Source organism: Dactylosporangium sp. NPDC005555, assembly GCF_040605635.1.
GTDB lineage: Bacteria > Actinomycetota > Actinomycetes > Mycobacteriales > Micromonosporaceae > Dactylosporangium.
This window is the reverse complement of record NZ_JBEXDG010000040.1, coordinates 24,709-40,949: the sequence shown is the minus strand read 5'-3', so window position 1 is coordinate 40,949 and position 16,241 is coordinate 24,709. Positions and strand designations below refer to the sequence as shown.

16 protein-coding genes are annotated in these 16,241 nt (G+C 71.5%); 8 read left to right on the top strand and 8 right to left on the bottom strand.

From position 1 onward, the window contains the following. Positions 1-91 precede the first annotated feature (91 nt). On the top strand, positions 92-793 hold the full coding sequence (locus ABZS58_RS34270; RefSeq protein WP_354787402.1) for an SDR family NAD(P)-dependent oxidoreductase: 702 nt from the start codon (positions 92-94) through the stop codon (positions 791-793). On the opposite strand, the gene ABZS58_RS34265 is transcribed toward ABZS58_RS34270, so the two are convergent. Continuing rightward, entirely contained in the window at positions 790-1,599 is an 810-nt protein-coding gene (locus ABZS58_RS34265; protein ID WP_354787401.1) for an alpha/beta fold hydrolase, read from the bottom strand. The two genes, ABZS58_RS34270 and ABZS58_RS34265, sit on opposite strands and share 4 nt — an antisense overlap. 103 nt (positions 1,600-1,702) lie before the next feature. On the opposite strand from ABZS58_RS34265, the gene ABZS58_RS34260 reads away from it, so the two are divergent. Next, entirely contained in the window at positions 1,703-3,208 is a 1,506-nt protein-coding gene (locus ABZS58_RS34260) for an aldehyde dehydrogenase family protein (protein WP_354787400.1), read from the top strand. Positions 3,209-3,460: 252 nt separating this feature from the next. On the opposite strand, the gene nucS is transcribed toward ABZS58_RS34260, so the two are convergent. Further along, positions 3,461-4,120 carry an endonuclease NucS gene (gene nucS, locus ABZS58_RS34255; protein ID WP_354787399.1) on the bottom strand — a complete coding sequence of 220 codons (660 nt, stop codon included), beginning with the start codon at positions 4,118-4,120 and terminating at the stop codon, positions 3,461-3,463. Between the two features lie 65 nt (positions 4,121-4,185). Here nucS and ABZS58_RS34250 point away from each other — a divergent pair, with 65 nt between their 5' ends. Then, positions 4,186-4,815 (top strand): DUF4126 domain-containing protein, encoded by a 630-nt coding sequence (locus ABZS58_RS34250; protein WP_354787398.1) that lies wholly within the window; start codon positions 4,186-4,188, stop codon positions 4,813-4,815. Here ABZS58_RS34250 and ABZS58_RS34245 read toward each other — a convergent pair. Both ABZS58_RS34245 and ABZS58_RS34240 read right to left on the bottom strand, forming a co-directional pair. After that, positions 4,800-5,504 (bottom strand): SigE family RNA polymerase sigma factor, encoded by a 705-nt coding sequence (locus ABZS58_RS34245; protein WP_354787397.1) that lies wholly within the window; start codon positions 5,502-5,504, stop codon positions 4,800-4,802. The genes ABZS58_RS34250 and ABZS58_RS34245 overlap by 16 nt on opposite strands. A 57-nt stretch (positions 5,505-5,561) precedes the next feature. Beyond that, positions 5,562-7,547 carry a protein meaA gene (locus ABZS58_RS34240; protein WP_354787396.1) on the bottom strand — a complete coding sequence of 662 codons (1,986 nt, stop codon included), beginning with the start codon at positions 7,545-7,547 and terminating at the stop codon, positions 5,562-5,564. A 78-nt stretch (positions 7,548-7,625) separates the two neighbouring features. On the opposite strand from ABZS58_RS34240, the gene ABZS58_RS34235 reads away from it, so the two are divergent. From ABZS58_RS34235 to ABZS58_RS34225, 3 genes are all read left to right on the top strand, one after another. After that, entirely contained in the window at positions 7,626-8,468 is an 843-nt protein-coding gene (locus tag ABZS58_RS34235; protein ID WP_354787395.1) for an ABC transporter ATP-binding protein, read from the top strand. Beyond that, positions 8,465-9,250 carry an ABC transporter permease gene (locus ABZS58_RS34230; RefSeq protein WP_354787394.1) on the top strand — a complete coding sequence of 262 codons (786 nt, stop codon included), beginning with the start codon at positions 8,465-8,467 and terminating at the stop codon, positions 9,248-9,250. The genes ABZS58_RS34235 and ABZS58_RS34230 overlap by 4 nt, the downstream gene beginning before the upstream one ends. A 65-nt stretch (positions 9,251-9,315) precedes the next feature. Further along, positions 9,316-11,496 carry an ATP-binding protein gene (locus ABZS58_RS34225; protein ID WP_354787393.1) on the top strand — a complete coding sequence of 727 codons (2,181 nt, stop codon included), beginning with the start codon at positions 9,316-9,318 and terminating at the stop codon, positions 11,494-11,496. Here ABZS58_RS34225 and ABZS58_RS34220 read toward each other — a convergent pair. Next, on the bottom strand, positions 11,481-12,332 hold the full coding sequence (locus tag ABZS58_RS34220; protein WP_354787392.1) for a 3-hydroxyacyl-CoA dehydrogenase family protein: 852 nt from the start codon (positions 12,330-12,332) through the stop codon (positions 11,481-11,483). The two genes, ABZS58_RS34225 and ABZS58_RS34220, sit on opposite strands and share 16 nt — an antisense overlap. A 79-nt stretch (positions 12,333-12,411) precedes the next feature. Here ABZS58_RS34220 and ABZS58_RS34215 point away from each other — a divergent pair, with 79 nt between their 5' ends. After that, a complete protein-coding gene (locus ABZS58_RS34215) occupies positions 12,412-12,732 on the top strand; it encodes a hypothetical protein (RefSeq protein WP_354787391.1) in 321 nt (106 codons plus the stop codon). A 710-nt stretch (positions 12,733-13,442) separates the two neighbouring features. On the opposite strand, the gene murA is transcribed toward ABZS58_RS34215, so the two are convergent. Next, positions 13,443-14,726 (bottom strand): UDP-N-acetylglucosamine 1-carboxyvinyltransferase, encoded by a 1,284-nt coding sequence (gene murA, locus ABZS58_RS34210; protein ID WP_354787390.1) that lies wholly within the window; start codon positions 14,724-14,726, stop codon positions 13,443-13,445. Positions 14,727-14,754: 28 nt separating this feature from the next. On the opposite strand from murA, the gene ABZS58_RS34205 reads away from it, so the two are divergent. Continuing rightward, complete coding sequence (locus ABZS58_RS34205) at positions 14,755-15,330, top strand: cob(I)yrinic acid a,c-diamide adenosyltransferase (RefSeq protein ID WP_354787389.1); 576 nt, start codon at positions 14,755-14,757, stop codon at positions 15,328-15,330. Here ABZS58_RS34205 and ABZS58_RS34200 read toward each other — a convergent pair. After that, entirely contained in the window at positions 15,327-15,782 is a 456-nt protein-coding gene (locus tag ABZS58_RS34200; protein WP_354787388.1) for a DUF2550 domain-containing protein, read from the bottom strand. The two genes, ABZS58_RS34205 and ABZS58_RS34200, sit on opposite strands and share 4 nt — an antisense overlap. A 16-nt stretch (positions 15,783-15,798) precedes the next feature. After that, positions 15,799-16,083 carry a F0F1 ATP synthase subunit epsilon gene (locus tag ABZS58_RS34195; RefSeq protein ID WP_354787387.1) on the bottom strand — a complete coding sequence of 95 codons (285 nt, stop codon included), beginning with the start codon at positions 16,081-16,083 and terminating at the stop codon, positions 15,799-15,801. Positions 16,084-16,241 lie beyond the last annotated feature (158 nt).

The following is a 16,241-nucleotide window of genomic DNA, read 5'->3' as shown; positions in this document are numbered from 1 at the left end:
CGGGTGACCACGCTGTGCGAGCGGAAAGCCGTCACAGCATCGGAACCACAGAGCCTGTCGGCGCGCGGCCGGACAGGAATAGAGTGACCGCATGCGTGCCGTCGTGATCACTGGAGTGTCCCGCGGCCTGGGCGCCGCCCTCTTCGATGTGTGCAACGCGCGCGGTGACCGGATCCTGGCGGTCGGCAGGCATTTCAGGCCCGAGCAGCACCAGAGCCGCGACGACCGGCCCGGCGACATCACGCTCTTCTCGACCGACGTGGCCGACGCGCACTGGCTGCCCGACCACGACACGCTGCGCGGCTTCCTGCGCGACGCGGACGAGGCGGTGCTGCTGCACAACGCCGCCGTCGTCGAGCCGATCGGCGCCGTCGGCAAGCTCAGCACCGAGGCGATCACGCACGCGATCGCGGTCAACCTGACCGCACCGGTGGTGCTGACCAACAGCTTCCTGCGCGCGGCACCCCGTGACGCGCGGCTGCGGCTGCTCTTCATCTCCTCCGGCGCCGCGCACCGGATCATCGACGGCTGGTCGCTCTACTGCACCACGAAGGCCGGCGGCGAGACGTTCTTCGAGGCGGTCGCCTCGCAGGTCGCCGGCGACGAGCGGATCACCGTCGCCAGCGTCGACCCCGGGCAGATGGACACCGGCATGCAGGGCAGCATCCGCCGCGCCGCCGCCTCGGGCACCTACTTCCCGGGCCAGCAGCGGTGGATCGACGCGCACGCCGAGGGCCGGCTCGCCGATCCGATGACCGTCGCCGAGCGGATCCTCAAGGAGCACGCCCCTTAGTCGCTCAGGACCTCACGCAGGCGGGGGGCGAAGGCGGCGGGGTTGCCGTGGCCGCCATGGCCGCCTGGGAACTGCGCGACCTCGACCCCGAGCCGGTCCGCGAGCTCCACACCGACGCGATGCGGCGGCTCGCCGGCGCTGGCCGCGCCGACCGCCGGCACGACCCGGACGGGGCCTGCGCGCAGCGAGTCGAGGTCGGGCACCCACACGCCGAAGGCCGGCACCTCGTAGCCTGCGAAGAACGGCAGGTTGCCCTGCATCCGTGCCATGAACTCCGGGCTCGGAGGGGCGGCGGCCGGCTCCCCCGCCATCGCCATGCCTTCGCCGAAGACGGCCATCGCCGCGCCCCAGCCGTCGCGGTGGAATGTCGCCTCCACCTCGCGCATCAGGTCGCGCCAGCGCATGGCGTCGGCGAGCAGCTCGAACGCGGGTGGCTCGTGCGCCACCACCGTGCGGACCAGCTCGGGATGCCGGGCGGCGAGCTCCAGGGCGATCTCGGCGCCCGAGCTGTTGCCGAACACCTCGGCCGGCTCGTCCTCGGTGACGCCGACGGCGGCGAGCAGCCGGTACGCGTCGTCGCCGTGCTCCTCGACCGACTGCACCGCGGGCGGTCCGTCCAGCGGGCTGCGGGAGTTGCCCCGCCGGTCGTAGGTGACGACGGTACGGTCCTCCGCGAGCGCCTCGGCGAGGCCGGCGAAGCCCTCCGCGTCGTACACGCCGCCGCAGATCAGCAGCAGGACCGGGCCGTTGCCGCGGACCTCGTAGCGCAGGGTGGCCCCGGGCACCGTGAGCGTTTCGACCTTCATGATTCCTCCTTGTGGCAGGTGCCCGATGGTCGTCGCGGCGCAGGCGCTCTCGACATGGATTTCGGGGCTACTCGTGAGTAATTTCCGGGTTTACACTCGCGCCATGACCGCCACGCGAACTCCCGGCGTCCCCGCCATCGACGAGGGCTCGCTGATCTCGACCAACCCCGCCAGCGGCGAAGAGGTCGGCCGCTTCCCCGTGGCCTCCCCCGATCATGTCACCGACACGGTCAGCCGGGCCCGGGACGCGGCCGGTTGGTGGGCCGGACTCGGATTCGCCGGTCGCCGCAAGCGGCTGCTCGCCTTCCGCAGCGTGCTGACCAACCGCCTGGAGGAGCTCGCCGAGCTGATGCACCGCGAGGGCGGCAAGCCCACCGCGGACGGGCTCGTCGAGGCGATCGCCGCGATCGACCACGTCGCCTGGGCCGCGCACCACGCCCGGAAGGTCCTCGGCCGGCGCCGGGTCGGCTCGTCGATCCTGCTCGCCGAGCACAGCTCCTACCTGGAATACCTCCCGTTCGGCGTGATCGGCGTCATCGGACCCTGGAACTACCCGGTGCTCACGCCGATGGGTTCCATCGCGTATGCCCTGGCCGCCGGCAACGCCGTCGTGTTCAAGCCGAGCGAGTACACGCCCGCGGTCGGCCAGTGGATGGTCGACCGTTTCGCCGAGGTGGTGCCGGAGCACCCGGTCCTGCAGATCGTGCACGGCATGGGCGACGTCGGCGGGGCGCTGTGCCGCTCCGGGGTCGACAAGATCGCCTTCACCGGCTCGACCGCGACCGGCAAGAAGGTCATGGCGGCCGCCGCCGAGTCCCTCACCCCGGTCCTGCTGGAGTGCGGCGGCAAGGACGCCATGATCGTCGCCGCCGACGCGGACCTCGACGCCGCCGCCGACGCCTGCGTCTGGGGCGGCCTGACCAACGCCGGTCAGACCTGCGTCGGCATCGAGCGGGTGTACGTGGCGGACCGCGTCTACGACGAGTTCCTCGGCCGCGTGGTGGCGCGCGCGGCGAAGCTCACGGTCGGCGAGGAGGGCACCGCCGACATCGGCCCCATCACCATGCCCTCGCAGATCGACATCATCCGCCGGCACATCGAGGACGCGCTGACCCGCGGCGCCCGGGCGGTGCTGGGCGGCGCCGAGGCGGTCCGGCCGCCCTTCGTCAGCCCGACGATCCTGGTCGACGTGCCGGAGGACGCCGCCGCCGTGCAGGAGGAGACCTTCGGCCCGACGCTCACCGTCGCCCGGGTCAAGGACGCCGACGAGGCCGTCGCCCTGGCGAACGGCACCGGCTACGGCCTGGGCGGCGCCATCTTCTCCAAGTCCCGCGGCCTGGAGCTGGCCCGCGGCGTCCGCTCCGGCATGACCTCGGTCAACTCGGCCCTGACCTTCGCCGGCATGCCGTCCCTGCCCTTCGGCGGCGTGGGCGGCTCGGGCTTCGGCCGCATCCACGGCGAGGACGGCCTGCGCGAGTTCACCAGGGCGAAGGCCATCGTGAAGCGCCGCGGCCCGACCCTGCTGGCGATCATGACCTTCGACCGCACCCCGAAGACCATGGCCCAGGTCCTGAAGGTCATGAAATTCGTCCACGGCCGCTCCAAGTAACCCCGCCCGCGTAACCCATGATCCGGAAGAGATTTCGTCGCCAGAGCAGCGAAAAGTCTTCCGGATCATAGGAAAGCGGCGGGCGGCGCCCAGCCACCGAGGATGCCACGCGCATGCGTGTGAGGCTGCCGCGCCAAGCCGGCAGTGCGTCGCGGAGCGACGCATTGGGGGTCCGGGGTGAGAATCCCCCGGCGGGACCCGCGCGCAGCGTGGGGCAGCGAGCTATCGCCGAAGGCGACAGGCGGGAAACAGCTAGAACAGGGTCAGTTCGTCCTTGGTCATGCCGCGCAGGGTGTTGTAGTCGAGGACCACGCAGCGGATGCCGCGGTCCTCGGCGAGGACCCTTGCCTGGGGCTTGATCTCCTGGGCGGCGAAGATGCCGCGGACCGGGGCGAGCAGCGGGTCGCGGCCGAGAAGCTCCAGGTAGCGGGTGAGCTGCTCGACGCCGTCGATCTCGCCGCGGCGCTTGATCTCGACGGCGACGGAGGCACCCAGGGCGTCCTTGCAGAGCAGGTCGACGGGGCCGATCGCGGTCATGTACTCGCGGCGCACGAGCGTGAAGCCCTCGCCCAGGGTCTGCGGGTGGGCCGCGAGCAGGACCTGCAGGTGGGCCTCGACACCGTCCTTGACCAGGCCGGGGTCGATGCCGAGGGGGTGCGCGCCGTCGTGCAGGATCTCCTCGACGGTGATCTGCAGCTCCTCACCGCCCTTGTTGAGCACGCGCCAGAGACCCGGAGCCTCCTCGAGCCGGCAGGGCGGGGTCATCCACATCAGAGGCTTGTAGCCGCCGGTGTCGGAGTGCACGAGCACCGACCCGTCGGACTTGACCATGATGAGGCGGATGGCGGGCGGCAGGTGGGCCGTGAGCCGGCCGATGTAGTCGACCGAGCACTTGGCGATGACGAGACGCACGCGCGACAGCCTAGCCCGGCGGTGGCCACAGCGCCGAAGTGGCGTGTCGATGTCATGCTTGGGGCGTGCTGGAGTCATTGACGGGCCTCGGCCTGGCCACGTCGGCCGGGCTCAACGCCTATATCCCGTTGCTCGCCATCGGCGTGCTGGCGAGGTACACCGATCTCATCACGCTGCCGGGCAACTGGTCGTGGATGGAGAACGGGTGGACGCTCGCGATCGTCGCGGTGCTGCTGGCGATCGAGTTCGTCGCCGACAAGGTGCCGGTGGTCGACCATGTCAACGACGTGATCCAGACGTTCGTGCGGCCGACGGCGGGCGGCCTCGCGTTCGGCGCGGCGTCGAGCTCCGAGACGGTGACGGTGACCGATCCGGGCTCGTTCTTCAGCAGCAACCAATGGGTGCCGATCGTGGTGGGCGGGGCGATATCGCTCGGCGTGCACGGGATGAAGGCGGCGGCCAGACCGGTGATCAACGCCAGCACGGCGGGCTTCGGCGCGCCGGTGGCGAGCACCATCGAGGACATCGCCGCCGTGTCGATGTCGCTGGTCGCGATCATCCTGCCGGTGCTGGTGCTGCTGTTCATCGTGCTGCTGTTCGTGGCGTTCTGGTGGATGATGCGGCGCCGGAAGCGGCGCAAGGAGGAGCAGGCCGCGGCCAGGTGGGCCCAGTCCCAGGGCTACCGGCCCACCTGACCGCAGGGGCTCACTGCACGCTGGACAGCAGCGCGGTGACGATCGGGAGCATCGGCTCCGGCGTCGTCGGCGGCTCCGGTTGCGGCAGCGGGTCGGCAGGCGCACCGGTCTGGTTGGTGACGAGGATCGACACGGCCCGGCCGCCCCGCTGCGCGCACCGCAGCTCCCAGCCGGGACGGGTCAGGCCCAGTGCCGGACGGACCGCGTCGTCGACCCGGCCGCAGGACGGCAGGATGTAGGTCAACCGCTGGCAGGCGAGCGGACTGGCTCTTGACCGTGCCGATGGAGACGCCGAGCAGGTCGGCGGTCTCCTCCACGGAATGGTCGAGGTAGTAGCGCAGCACGAGCACCGCGCGCTGGCGCGGGCCGAGCGAGCCGAACAGGTCGTCGAGCGCGGCCCGGTCGTCGACCCGGTCGTGCGGGCGGTGCACCGGCTCCGGCAGGTGCCCGCTGGCCCGCTCCCGGGACCAGGGCCTCCGGCGCTCGTCGAGCCAGGTGCGGGTCAGCACCCGCTGGGCGAACGCGTCCCGGTTGTCGGCGCGGCTGACCTTGGCCCAGTGCCAGTACAGCTTGCCGACCATGATGGACACCAGGTCGTCGGCGGCGTGCCAGTCACGGCAGAGCAGAAACGCGGTGCGGCGCCAGCGGTCCATCCGCGCCGCCACGAACTCGCGGAAGTCCTCGTGCATCGACCTCCCCCTTTCCCCGCGCTACGACGGGGCGAACCGGGGAAAGGTTGCACGCGGTCAGGGAAGTTTGTGCGCCTCCCGCACGACGGTCACCAGCTCGTCGACGACGTCGGTGATCGCGAAGTCCTTGGGGGTGAAGACGCGGGCCACCCCGGAGGCTCGCAGCACGACGGCGTCCTCGGGCGGGATGATCCCGCCGACCACCACCGGCAGGTCGTCGAGCCCTTCGGCGCGCAGGCCCGCCAGGACCGACGCGACCGCCGCCAGATGCGAACCCGACAGGACCGAGAGGCCCACGAGGTCGACGTCCTCCTCGACGGCCGCCGCGACGATCTGCGCCGGGGTCAGGCGGATGCCCTGGTAGACGACCTCGAAGCCGGCGTCGCGGGCGCGGACGGCGATCTGCTCGGCGCCGTTGGAGTGCCCGTCGAGGCCGGGCTTGCCGACCAGCATCCGCAACCGGCCGGCGCCGATCTCCTCGGCGGTGCGCCGGACCCGTTCGCGGACCGCCACCAGCGCGGTGCCGGGCGTCCCGGCGGAGACGGCGGCGCTCAGGCCGGTGGGCGCGCGGTATTCGCCGAAGACCTCGCGCAGCACGGCCGCCCATTCGCCGGTGGTCACGCCCGCGCGGACGCAGTCGAGTGTGGCCTCCATGAGGTTGCCGGTGCCGCCCGCGACGGTCCGCAGCTCGGCCAGCGTGTTTTCGACGTCCGCGTCGGTACGAGCGGCGCGCCAGGCGGCGAGCGACGAGACGGCGGCGGCCTCGACGGCGGGGTCGATCTGCTCGATCGCGGCGGCTCCGGCGGCGACCAGCGGCGACGGCTCGGTCTCGGGGAAGCGGTTGACGCCGACCACCACGTCGTCGCCGCGCTCCATCCGGCCGCGCCGCTCGGCGAGCGAGGCGACCAGGGCGCTCTTGAGATAGCCGGACTCGACGGCGGCGACGACGCCACCCATCGAAAGGACCCGGTCGAGCTCGGCGGTCGCGCCGGCTACGAGGTCGTCGACGAGGGCGGCCATGACGTGCGAGCCCTCGAACAGGTCGGGGTATTCCAGCAGGTCGGACTCGAAGGCGAGGACCTGCTGCATGCGCAGCGACCACTGCTGGTCCCACGGCCGGGGCAGGCCGAGCGCCTCGTTCCACGCCGGCAGCTGCACCGCGCGGGCCCGGGCGTCCCGGGACAGCGTCACGCCGAGCATCTCCAGCACGATGCGCTGGACGTTGTTCTCCGGCTGCGACTCGGTGAGGCCGAGACTGTTGACCTGCACGCCGTAGCGGAAGCGCTTCGCGGACCTGTCGGCGATGCCGTACCTGTCGGTCAGCAGCCGGTCCCACAGCAGGCCGAACGCCCGCATCTTCGCGGTCTCCTCGACGAAGCGGACCGAGGCGTTGACGAAGAACGAGATCCTGGCGGCGACGGCGGCGAAGTCGTCCACCTGCCCGGAGTCGCGGACCGCGTCCAGCACGGCGATCGCCGTGGCGAGGGCGAAGGCCAGCTCCTGCACGGGCGTCGCGCCGGCCTCCTGGAGGTGGTACGAGCAGATGTTGACCGGGTTCCACTTCGGGCAGTTCGCCACGGTCCACGCGATCGTGTCGGTGGTCAGCCGCAGCGACGGCCCCGGCGGGAAGATGTGGGTGCCCCGCGACAGGTATTCCTTCACGATGTCGTTCTGCGTGGTGCCGGCGAGGGCCGCCAGCGGCGCACCCTGCTCGCGTGCGACCGTCACGTACAGGCTGAGCAGCCACATCGCGGTGGCGTTGATGGTCATCGAGGTGTTCGCGAGACCGAGGTCGATGCCGTCGAACAGCGTGCGCATGTCGCCGAGGTGCGAGACCGGCACGCCGACCCGGCCGACCTCACCGCGGGCGAGCTCGGCGTCGGGGTCGTAGCCGGTCTGCGTGGGCAGGTCGAACGCGACCGACAGGCCGGTCTGCCCCTTGCCGAGGTTGCGCCGGAACAACGCGTTGGAGGCGGCCGCCGATGAGTGGCCGGCATAGGTGCGCATGACCCATGGGCGGTCGCGTTCGGGGAGCTTCGCCATAACTGCACCTTACTGAACGGTAATTTGGACCGGGCGGTGAAAATCCTCACCGGACCCCCGGTGCCTATAGTGAACGCCGTGACGGATGCGATCACCGTGCGCGGACTCCACAAGCGGTACCGGGGACATGTCGCCGTCGATGGCGTCGACCTCGATGTGCGCAGCGGTGAGGTGTTCGCCCTCCTCGGCCCGAACGGTGCGGGCAAGACCACGACCGTGGAGATCCTCGAGGGGTTCCGCAAGCGCACCTCCGGGGAGGCGGCGGTCCTCGGCGTCGATCCGCAGCACGGCGACGCGGCGTGGAAGCAGCGGGTCGGCATCGTGCTGCAGAGCACCGGCGAGTTCGACGACCTGACCGTGCGCGAGGTCGTGCACCACTTCGCGCTGTACTACCGCAACGCCGACGACCCGGACGCCGTCATCGACCGGGTCGGGCTCGCGGACAAGCGCGGCGCCCGGACCCGGGTCCTGTCCGGCGGTCAGAAGCGCCGCCTCGACGTGGCGCTCGGCATCATCGGCCGGCCCGAGCTGCTGTTCCTCGACGAGCCGACGACCGGCTTCGACCCGGAGGCGCGCCGCGAGTTCTGGGGCCTGATCCGCGAACTCGCCGCGGCCGGCACCACGATCCTGCTCACCACGCACTACCTGGACGAGGCCGAGACCCTCGCCGACCGGGTCGGCGTGCTCGTCGGCGGCAAGCTCATCGCCGTGGACACCCCCGCGCGGCTCGGCAACCGCGGCACCTCGGCCGCGACCGTCGCCTGGGACGAGCCCGACGGGCCGCGCCAGGAGCAGACCGACACCCCGACCGCGGTCGTGGCCCGGCTCGCCGCACGGTTCGGCGGCGAGGTGCCCGGCCTGACCGTCACCAGACCCAGTCTCGAGGACGTGTACCTGCGGATGATCGGCGCCGGCGAATGACCACGTTGCGGCTCGGCCTCGCCCGCGGCGGGCTGGAGATCAGGCAGTTCCTGCGCAGCCGGGAGTCGGTGATCTTCACGCTGTTCTTCCCGCTGCTGCTGCTCGTCATCTTCGGGTCGGTGTTCGACGCCGAGATCGCGCCCGGCGTGTCGTTCACCCAGTACTTCGCGGCGGGCATGATCGCCGCCGGGCTGCTGACCACCGGCTTCCAGTCCCTGGCGATCCAGATCCCGATGGAGCGCGACAAGGGCATCCTGAAGCGGCTGCGGGGCACGCCGATGCCGCGGACCGCGTACTTCATCGGCAAGGTCGTCATGGTCCTGGCGATCGGCGCGGCGGAGACCCTGGTGCTGCTGGTGACCGCGTCGGTCTTCTACGACCTGCCGCTGCCCTCGACGGCGGCGAAGTGGGCGACGTTCGCCTGGGTGGCGGTGCTCGGGATCAGCGCCTGCACGCTGTGCGGGATCGCGTTCTCCTCGCTCGCCCGCACCGGACGCGGCGCGCCGGCGGTCGTGACCCCGGTGGCGTTGGTGCTGCAGTTCATCTCCGGCGTCTTCTTCCAGTACACGAGCATCCCCGACTGGATGCGCACCATCGCGTCACTGTTCCCGCTGAAGTGGATGACGCAGGGCATGCGCTCGGTGTTCCTGCCGGACTCGTTCGCGGCGCAGGAGGTCGGCGGGGCCTGGGACCTCGGGCACGTCGCGATCGCGCTCGGGGCGTGGGTGGTCATCGGCCTGGCGCTGTGCATCTTCACGTTCCGCTGGACCGACCGGGGCTAGTTTCCTCTCAGGGCCGGTCGCGGTCGCCTTCCTCTCAGGGTTGTCCGGCGGGTGCCGATCAGGGCATGGTGATGGGTCGGCTGGCCAGGGCGGTCCGGCATGCCGGCACGGCCGGCATCCTGGCGATCCTGGCCGTCCTCGCCCTCGGGCTGGCCGCGTCCTGGCACGCCGCCGACTCGCTGCGGCGCAACCAGCAGGCGCGCGCCAACGCCGTCATGGACCGGGACACGTCGCTCGCCGAGGCGGCCGTGCGCACCGAGGTCCACCGGTACCTCGACACGCTGCGCACCATCGCTGCCGCCATCGGGGCGCACGAGACGCTGACCTTCGACGACTTCGCCACGACCACCGCCCCGCTGCGCGACGCCGGCCTGCCCGGTGCCACTTCGATGGTCTTCGTCGTGCCCGCACAGGACGGGCAGCTCGGCGACGTCGAGCGGTACTGGCGCGACCGCGGCGTCACCGGCCTCGACCTGACCGCGAAGGGCAACGGGCGGGAGCACCTCTTCGTGATCTTCTCCCGGCCGCTGGACGGCGCACCCGGCACGGCGGCCGGCACCGACCTGTCCCAGTCCGCGGAGCCGACCGCCGCGCTCAACGAGGCCCGCCGCTCCGGCGCCACGGCCGTCTCCGACACCTACGTGCTGCTTCGGGACCGGTCCCTGCCCGTCGCGCAGCAGCAGCTCTCGTTCGCGCTCGCCGCTCCCGTGTACGGCAACCCGACGGCCGCCGGCACGAAGACGTTCAAGGGCTGGGTCGTCTTCGGCCTGCGCGGCCAGAACTTCGTCGGCGGGGTCCTGGACCACGCCACCCAGGGCAAGGTCGACGCCGACCTGTGGGCCGGCAACGGCGGCGGCCAGGACACCCGCGTCGCGTCGCTGCACCGGGTGCCCGACCCTGACCTGCGCCGGGAGGTGACGATACCGATCGCGAACCGGCAGTGGCGGCTCGTCACCACCGCCGACGCCGGCCGGCTCGCCGGGCTGACCGGACCCGCCAACACCGCCCCGGTCGCCATCGGCACCGGCGGCTCGATGCTGACCCTGCTGGTCGTGTTCATGCTGTGGGCCCTCGCCGGCGGCCGGGCCCGCGCCGAGGCCCGGGTCGTCGCCGCCACCGCCGAGCTCCGCGACGCCGAGGGCACCGCCCGGCGGCAGGTGGCGCTGCTCAACGGCATCCTCGACCGGATCAGCGACGGCGTCGGCGTGATCGACGAGCGCGGCGCGTTCCTGGTGCACAACCCGGCGGCCAAGGCGATGCTCGGTGTCGATCACGACGCCGGCGGCGTGGACGGCTGGCATGCGCACTACGGCATCTTCCGGCCCGACGGCGTGACCGAGTTCCCCGTCGAGGAGCTGCCCCTGGTGCGCGCGCTGTCCGGCGAGTCGACCGACCGCGTCGAGATGGTCATCCGCAACCCCGCCCGGCCCGAGGGCACGCTGCTGTCCGTCAGCGGGCGGCCCCTCGACGTCGACGGACACCGCGGTGCCATTGCCGTGTTCCATGACATCACGGAGGTACGGGAGCGTGAAGGCGACCTGCGGGCCTTCGCCGGGATCGTCGCGCACGACCTGAAGAACCCGCTGACCGTCATCGCCGCGCACGCCGAGATGGCGCGGGACGTCCTGGAGCCGCTGCTGGTGGACTCGGGTCCGGCCCGGGAGGCCGGCGCCAGCGTCGATCGGGTCAGCGCCGGGGTCGTGCGGATGCGGCGGCTCATCGACGACCTGCTGGCCTACACCACCGCCCGCGACGCCGCCCTCAGGACCGCCCCGCTGGACCTGGGCGCGCTCGTCGTCGAGGTCGTCGGCGAACGGGTGAACCACCTCGTTGCCCCGCCGGACATCTACGTCGGCCCGCTGCCCTGGGTCGAGGCGGATCCGGCGTTGCTGCGGCACGTGCTGGACAACCTGGTCGGCAACGCGCTCAAGTACGTGCAACCGGGCCGGACGCCGAAGGTCGACGTCAGCGCGTCACCGGCCGGCGCGGGATGGGTCCGGATCGAGGTGGCCGACCGCGGCATCGGTGTGCCCGACGCCGACAAGCCGTACGTGTTCGAGTCGTTCCACCGGGCGCACACGGGCCAGTCGTACGGCGGCACCGGCCTCGGCCTGGCCATCTGCCGCCGCGTCATCGACCGGCACGGCGGCTCGATCGCCGTCGAGGACAACCCCGGCGGCGGGAGCCGCTTCAGCTTCACGCTGCCGGGGGCATCCGTCGCGGTGGGCGTTCACGAATACTCGTAGAAGCCCTTCCCGGTCTTGCGGCCCAGGTCGCCGGCGACGACCATCCTGGCGAGCAGCTCCGGCGGGAAGAACTTCGCGTCGGCGGTGTCCGTGTGGATGTTCTTCGCCGCGTGGTACAGCACGTCGACGCCGGTCAGGTCGGTGGTGGCGAGGGGCCCCATCGCGTGGCCGAAGCCGAGCTTGCAGGCCAGGTCCAGGTCCTCGGCGCTCACCACGCCGCTCTCCACCAACTGCACGGCCTCGACGACCAGCGCGGCGATGAGCCGGGTGGTGACGAACCCGGCGACGTCGCGGTTGACCACGATGCAGGTCTTGCCGATCTCCTCGGCGAAACTTCTCGCGGTGGCCAGCGTCGCGTCGCTGGTCTTGTACCCGCGCACCAGCTCGCACAGCTTCATGACCGGCACCGGGCTGAAGAAGTGCGTCCCGACGACCTGCTCCGGGCGAGCGGTCGCGGTCGCGATCTGCGTCACCGGGATCGCGGAGGTGTTCGTCGCCAGCACGGCGTCGGCCCGGCAGATCTTGTCCAGCGTGCCGAACAGCTCCTGCTTCACGTCCAGCCGCTCGAACACCGCCTCGACCACGATGTCGGCCTCCGCCGCCGCGTCGAGGTCCGTGGTGGTGGTGATCCTTGCGAGGGCCTGTTGCACGTCGCCCTCGGCGATCACGCCCTTGCTCGCGAACCTGGTCAGCGACTTCTCGATGCCGTCGACACCGCGCCGGGTCGCCTCGCCGGTCAGGTCCCGCAGCGTCACCTCCCACCCGGCCTGCGCGGCGACCTGGGCAATGCCAGACCCCATCAGCCCCGCTCCGATGACCGCCAGTCGACCCGCCATTTGACTCCCTTTCGCATCGTCTCGACCCGCTGACCTTATCCGGCTCCGAAGGGTGATCATCTAGTGGCAGACTGTCAGCGTGCCCCTCATGTACCTCGCGGGATGGGCGGCGTCCGCCGGAGCACTCGCCACCCTGATCCTGATCATCCGGCTGCTCCGCATCGGCGAACGACGGGCCGGCCCCCCGGGCGTCCGCTTCGCCTCCCCGGAGACCACCCCGGACTACGGCCTGCTGCGCTCGGTCTCCCTGATCGGCGACCTGGCCTTCGCCCGCGACGTCAGGGACCGCCTCCGCCGCAACGGCGTCCGGGCCACCCTGGCCACCGGCCACGACGGCATGGTCCGCGTCCTCGTCTTCGCCGACGAGTACGACCGCGCCCGCCTGCTACTGGCGCAGTAACTGGCTGCCCCACGCTCCGCGCGGGTCCCGCCGGGGGGATTCTCACCCCCGGAGCCCCCCAATGCGCCGCTGCGCGACGCACAGTCCGCGCGTGCCGCGCTGGCTGGGATCCGCTCACGCGGCATCATCGGTGGCCGACCTCCGCGGCGGCCTTGCCCATGATCTGTGCGGTCTCCCGTGATCCGGAAGACTATTTGCTGCTCTAGCGACACGAAGTCTTCCGGATCACGGGCTCTTCCGGATCACGGGTGACCCCGCGCAGCGGCGCCGTGCGGAGTGTCGAGAGCGGAGCGGTCAGGCCGACAGTTCCCGTGATCCGGAAGAGTTGATGTCGCCAGGGAGCCTGTTGCGTTTTGGCGGAAAACTGTCTCGTCGACGGTCGTCGCGACCCTCGACGGCTACCGATCGGCCGCGACCGGCTCGCACAGCCGTGTTTTTCTCAGCACGGAACGTGAGACGGCCATTTCGCAACAGGCTCCAGGGCGACGAAATGTCTTCCGGATCACGGGAACTGCGCGGCGGCCAGCCACCGGATGGTGCGCGCATGCGCAGGAAGCTGCCGCGCAAGCCGGCAGTGCGCCGCTCGCGGCGCATTGGGGGTCCGGGGTGAGAATCCCCCGGCGGGACCCGCGCGGAGCGTGGGGCGGCGAGCTCTCGCCGAAAGGCGACAGGCGGGTAACAGCACTGTCGCCGAAGGCGAAAGGCGGGAATCAGAAGTCGAACTGGTCGGGGGGTGCGGCGGCGCGTTCGACCTCGACGCCGAGGCCGCGGAGGTCCGACTCGAAGCTCGGGTAGCCGCGGTCGATGTGGTGCACGTGGCGGATCTCGGTGACACCGTCGGCGCAGAGACCGGCGATCGCGAGGCCGGCGCCGGCGCGGATGTCGGTGGCGGTGACCGGGGCGCCCGAGAGGCGTTCGACGCCGCGGACCACGGCGTGGTGGCCGTCGGTGCGGATGTCGGCGCCGAGGCGGGACATCTCGTTGATGAACATGAAACGGCCGTCGAAGATGTTCTCCGTGACGAGGGACGAGCCCTCGCTGACGGAGGCGAGGCCGACCGCCATCGGCAGCAGGTCGGTGGCGAAGCCGGGGAACGGCAGGGTGACCACGTCGACGGCGCGGGGGCGGTCGGCCATGCGGACGCGGAACGAGTCGGCGGACGTGTCGACCTGGCCGCCGGCGGTGGCGACCTTGTCCAGCGCGATCTCCAGGAAGCTCGGGTCGATGCCGTGCACGGTGACGTCGCCGCGGGTCATGGCGGCGGCGAAGGCCCAGGTGCCGGCGACGATGCGGTCGCCGACGGTGCGGTGCAGGACGGGGCGCAGCTCGGCGACGCCCTCGACGACGAGGCGGGAGGAGCCGGCGCCGGAGATGTCGGCGCCCATGTCGGTGAGCATGCGGCAGATGTCGACGATCTCCGGCTCGCGCGCCGCGTTGTCGATCTCGGTGCGGCCGTTGGCCAGGACCGCCGCCATCAACAGGTTCTCGGTGGCGCCGACGCTCGGGAAGTCGAGCCAGATGGTGGCGCCGTGCAGCTTCGGGGCGGTGGCGATGACGAAGCCGTGCTCGCCGGAAATGTCGGCGCCCATGCGGCGCAGGCCCTCAACGTGCATGTCGAGGCCGCGGGAGCCGATCGCGTCGCCGCCGGGGTGCGCGACGCGCACGTGCCCGCAGCGGGCCAGCAGGGGGCCCAGGACGCAGATCGAGGCGCGCAGGCGGCGCACGAGGTCGTAGTCGGCCTCGGTGCCGAGCTGCTCGGGCACGTCGATGATGACGCGGTCCTCGTCCTGCTCGACCTCGCAGCCGAGGCGGCGCAGCACCTCCGCCATGATGGCGATGTCGGTGATGCGGGGCACGTTGGTGAGCGTCGAGCGCCCGGTCGCCAGCAGGGCGGCGGCCATGAGCTTCAAGGCCGAGTTCTTCGCGCCGACCACCGACACGTCACCGGCGAGCCTGGCGCCGCCCATCACACGGATCACGTCCACGTCGGTCATCGTAGGGGCATTCCGTACGGTGAAGGCCATGGCCATTCACCTCACCCGCATCTACACGAAGACCGGCGACACCGGCACGACCGGATTGGGCGACTTCTCCCGGGTGTCGAAGACCCATCCGCGCATCGCCGCGTACGCCGACGTCGACGAGGCCAACTCGGCGATCGGGGTCGCCGTGGCGATGGGCGGGCTGGCCGATGAGCTGCGCACGGTGCTGACCGTCGTGCAGAACGACCTGTTCGACGTTGGCGCCGACCTGTGCAATCCGGTCACGGACAACCCGGAGTACCCACCGCTGCGGGTCACCGAGGAGTACCTGACGCGCCTGGAGGGCTGGTGCGACGACTTCAACGAGCGGCTGCCGAAGCTCGACTCGTTCATCCTTCCGGGTGGCACCCCGGGCGCGGCGCTGCTCAACGTGGCGAGGACGGTGACCCGCCGGGCCGAGCGCAGCGCGTGGGCGCTCATGGAGGTCGACGCCGAGCACACGAACGAGCTGGCCGTGAAATACCTCAACCGGCTGTCGGATCTGCTGTTCATCCTCGGCAGGATCGCCAATCCCGACGGCGACGTGAAGTGGGTGCCGGGAGCGAACCGCGTCTAGTTGGTGCGGTACCGGTACGGCCGCGTCTCCGGGGTCGACTCACCCGGAGGCGCCGCCTCGACCCAGGACAGGAACCCGGTCAGCGCCCGCTCCGCCATCGCGATCTCGACGGGCGACTGGCGGCTGACGCACCGCACGATCACCCAGTCGGGCGGGAGCACGAGCAGCTCGGCCGGATCAGGGCTGCGGCGGCGGTCGACGGAGAGCCCACGCCGGGAGAGCACCCGGCGTGGGCCCGGCCAGAAGCTGAAGATGCGATACCACCGCAGATCGTCGCCGGCGAACCGGGCCAGGCCCGCGGACCAGCCCCGGCCGGGCACCATGGTGCTCAGCCGGACGCCCAGCTCGATCGTGCCGCCCTGACGGGCGATGACCACGCGGCGCAGGAAGAGCAGCGCCAGAGCGGCGAGCAGGATGAGGACCCCGATGCCGATTCCCTCGACGATCCTCACCGACGCCGCCCGCGGGTCAGTGCGCGGCTTGCGCGGATGCGGGGGTGCAGGTCTCCGCGAGCACCGTCACCCCGGTCGCCGTGACGGAGAGGAACCCGCCCGAGACGTCGAAGGCGATCTCCTGCCCACCGGAGTGCTTGATGCGCACCTGACCGGGCTCGGCGAGCTGACCGAGGAGCGGCGCGTGGCCCGGAAGCACACCGAGCTCGCCCTCCGTCGTGCGCGCCATGACCATGTCGGCGTCACCGGACCAGACTTTTTCCTCGACGGCTACGAGCTCGACGTGCAGCTGCCTCGCCACGCTAGTTACTCCTTGTGTGCACGAAAGGTGTGCGCGATTGGTTTTGCCGAGTGTAGTCAATGATCCGGCGCGGCGAGCAGTGGGCCTCACCACGTTGGCACGAGTCCTGAAATGCCGATGCGGTAGCGGTCGGCGAATCGGCAGAGGGACGGCGTCCA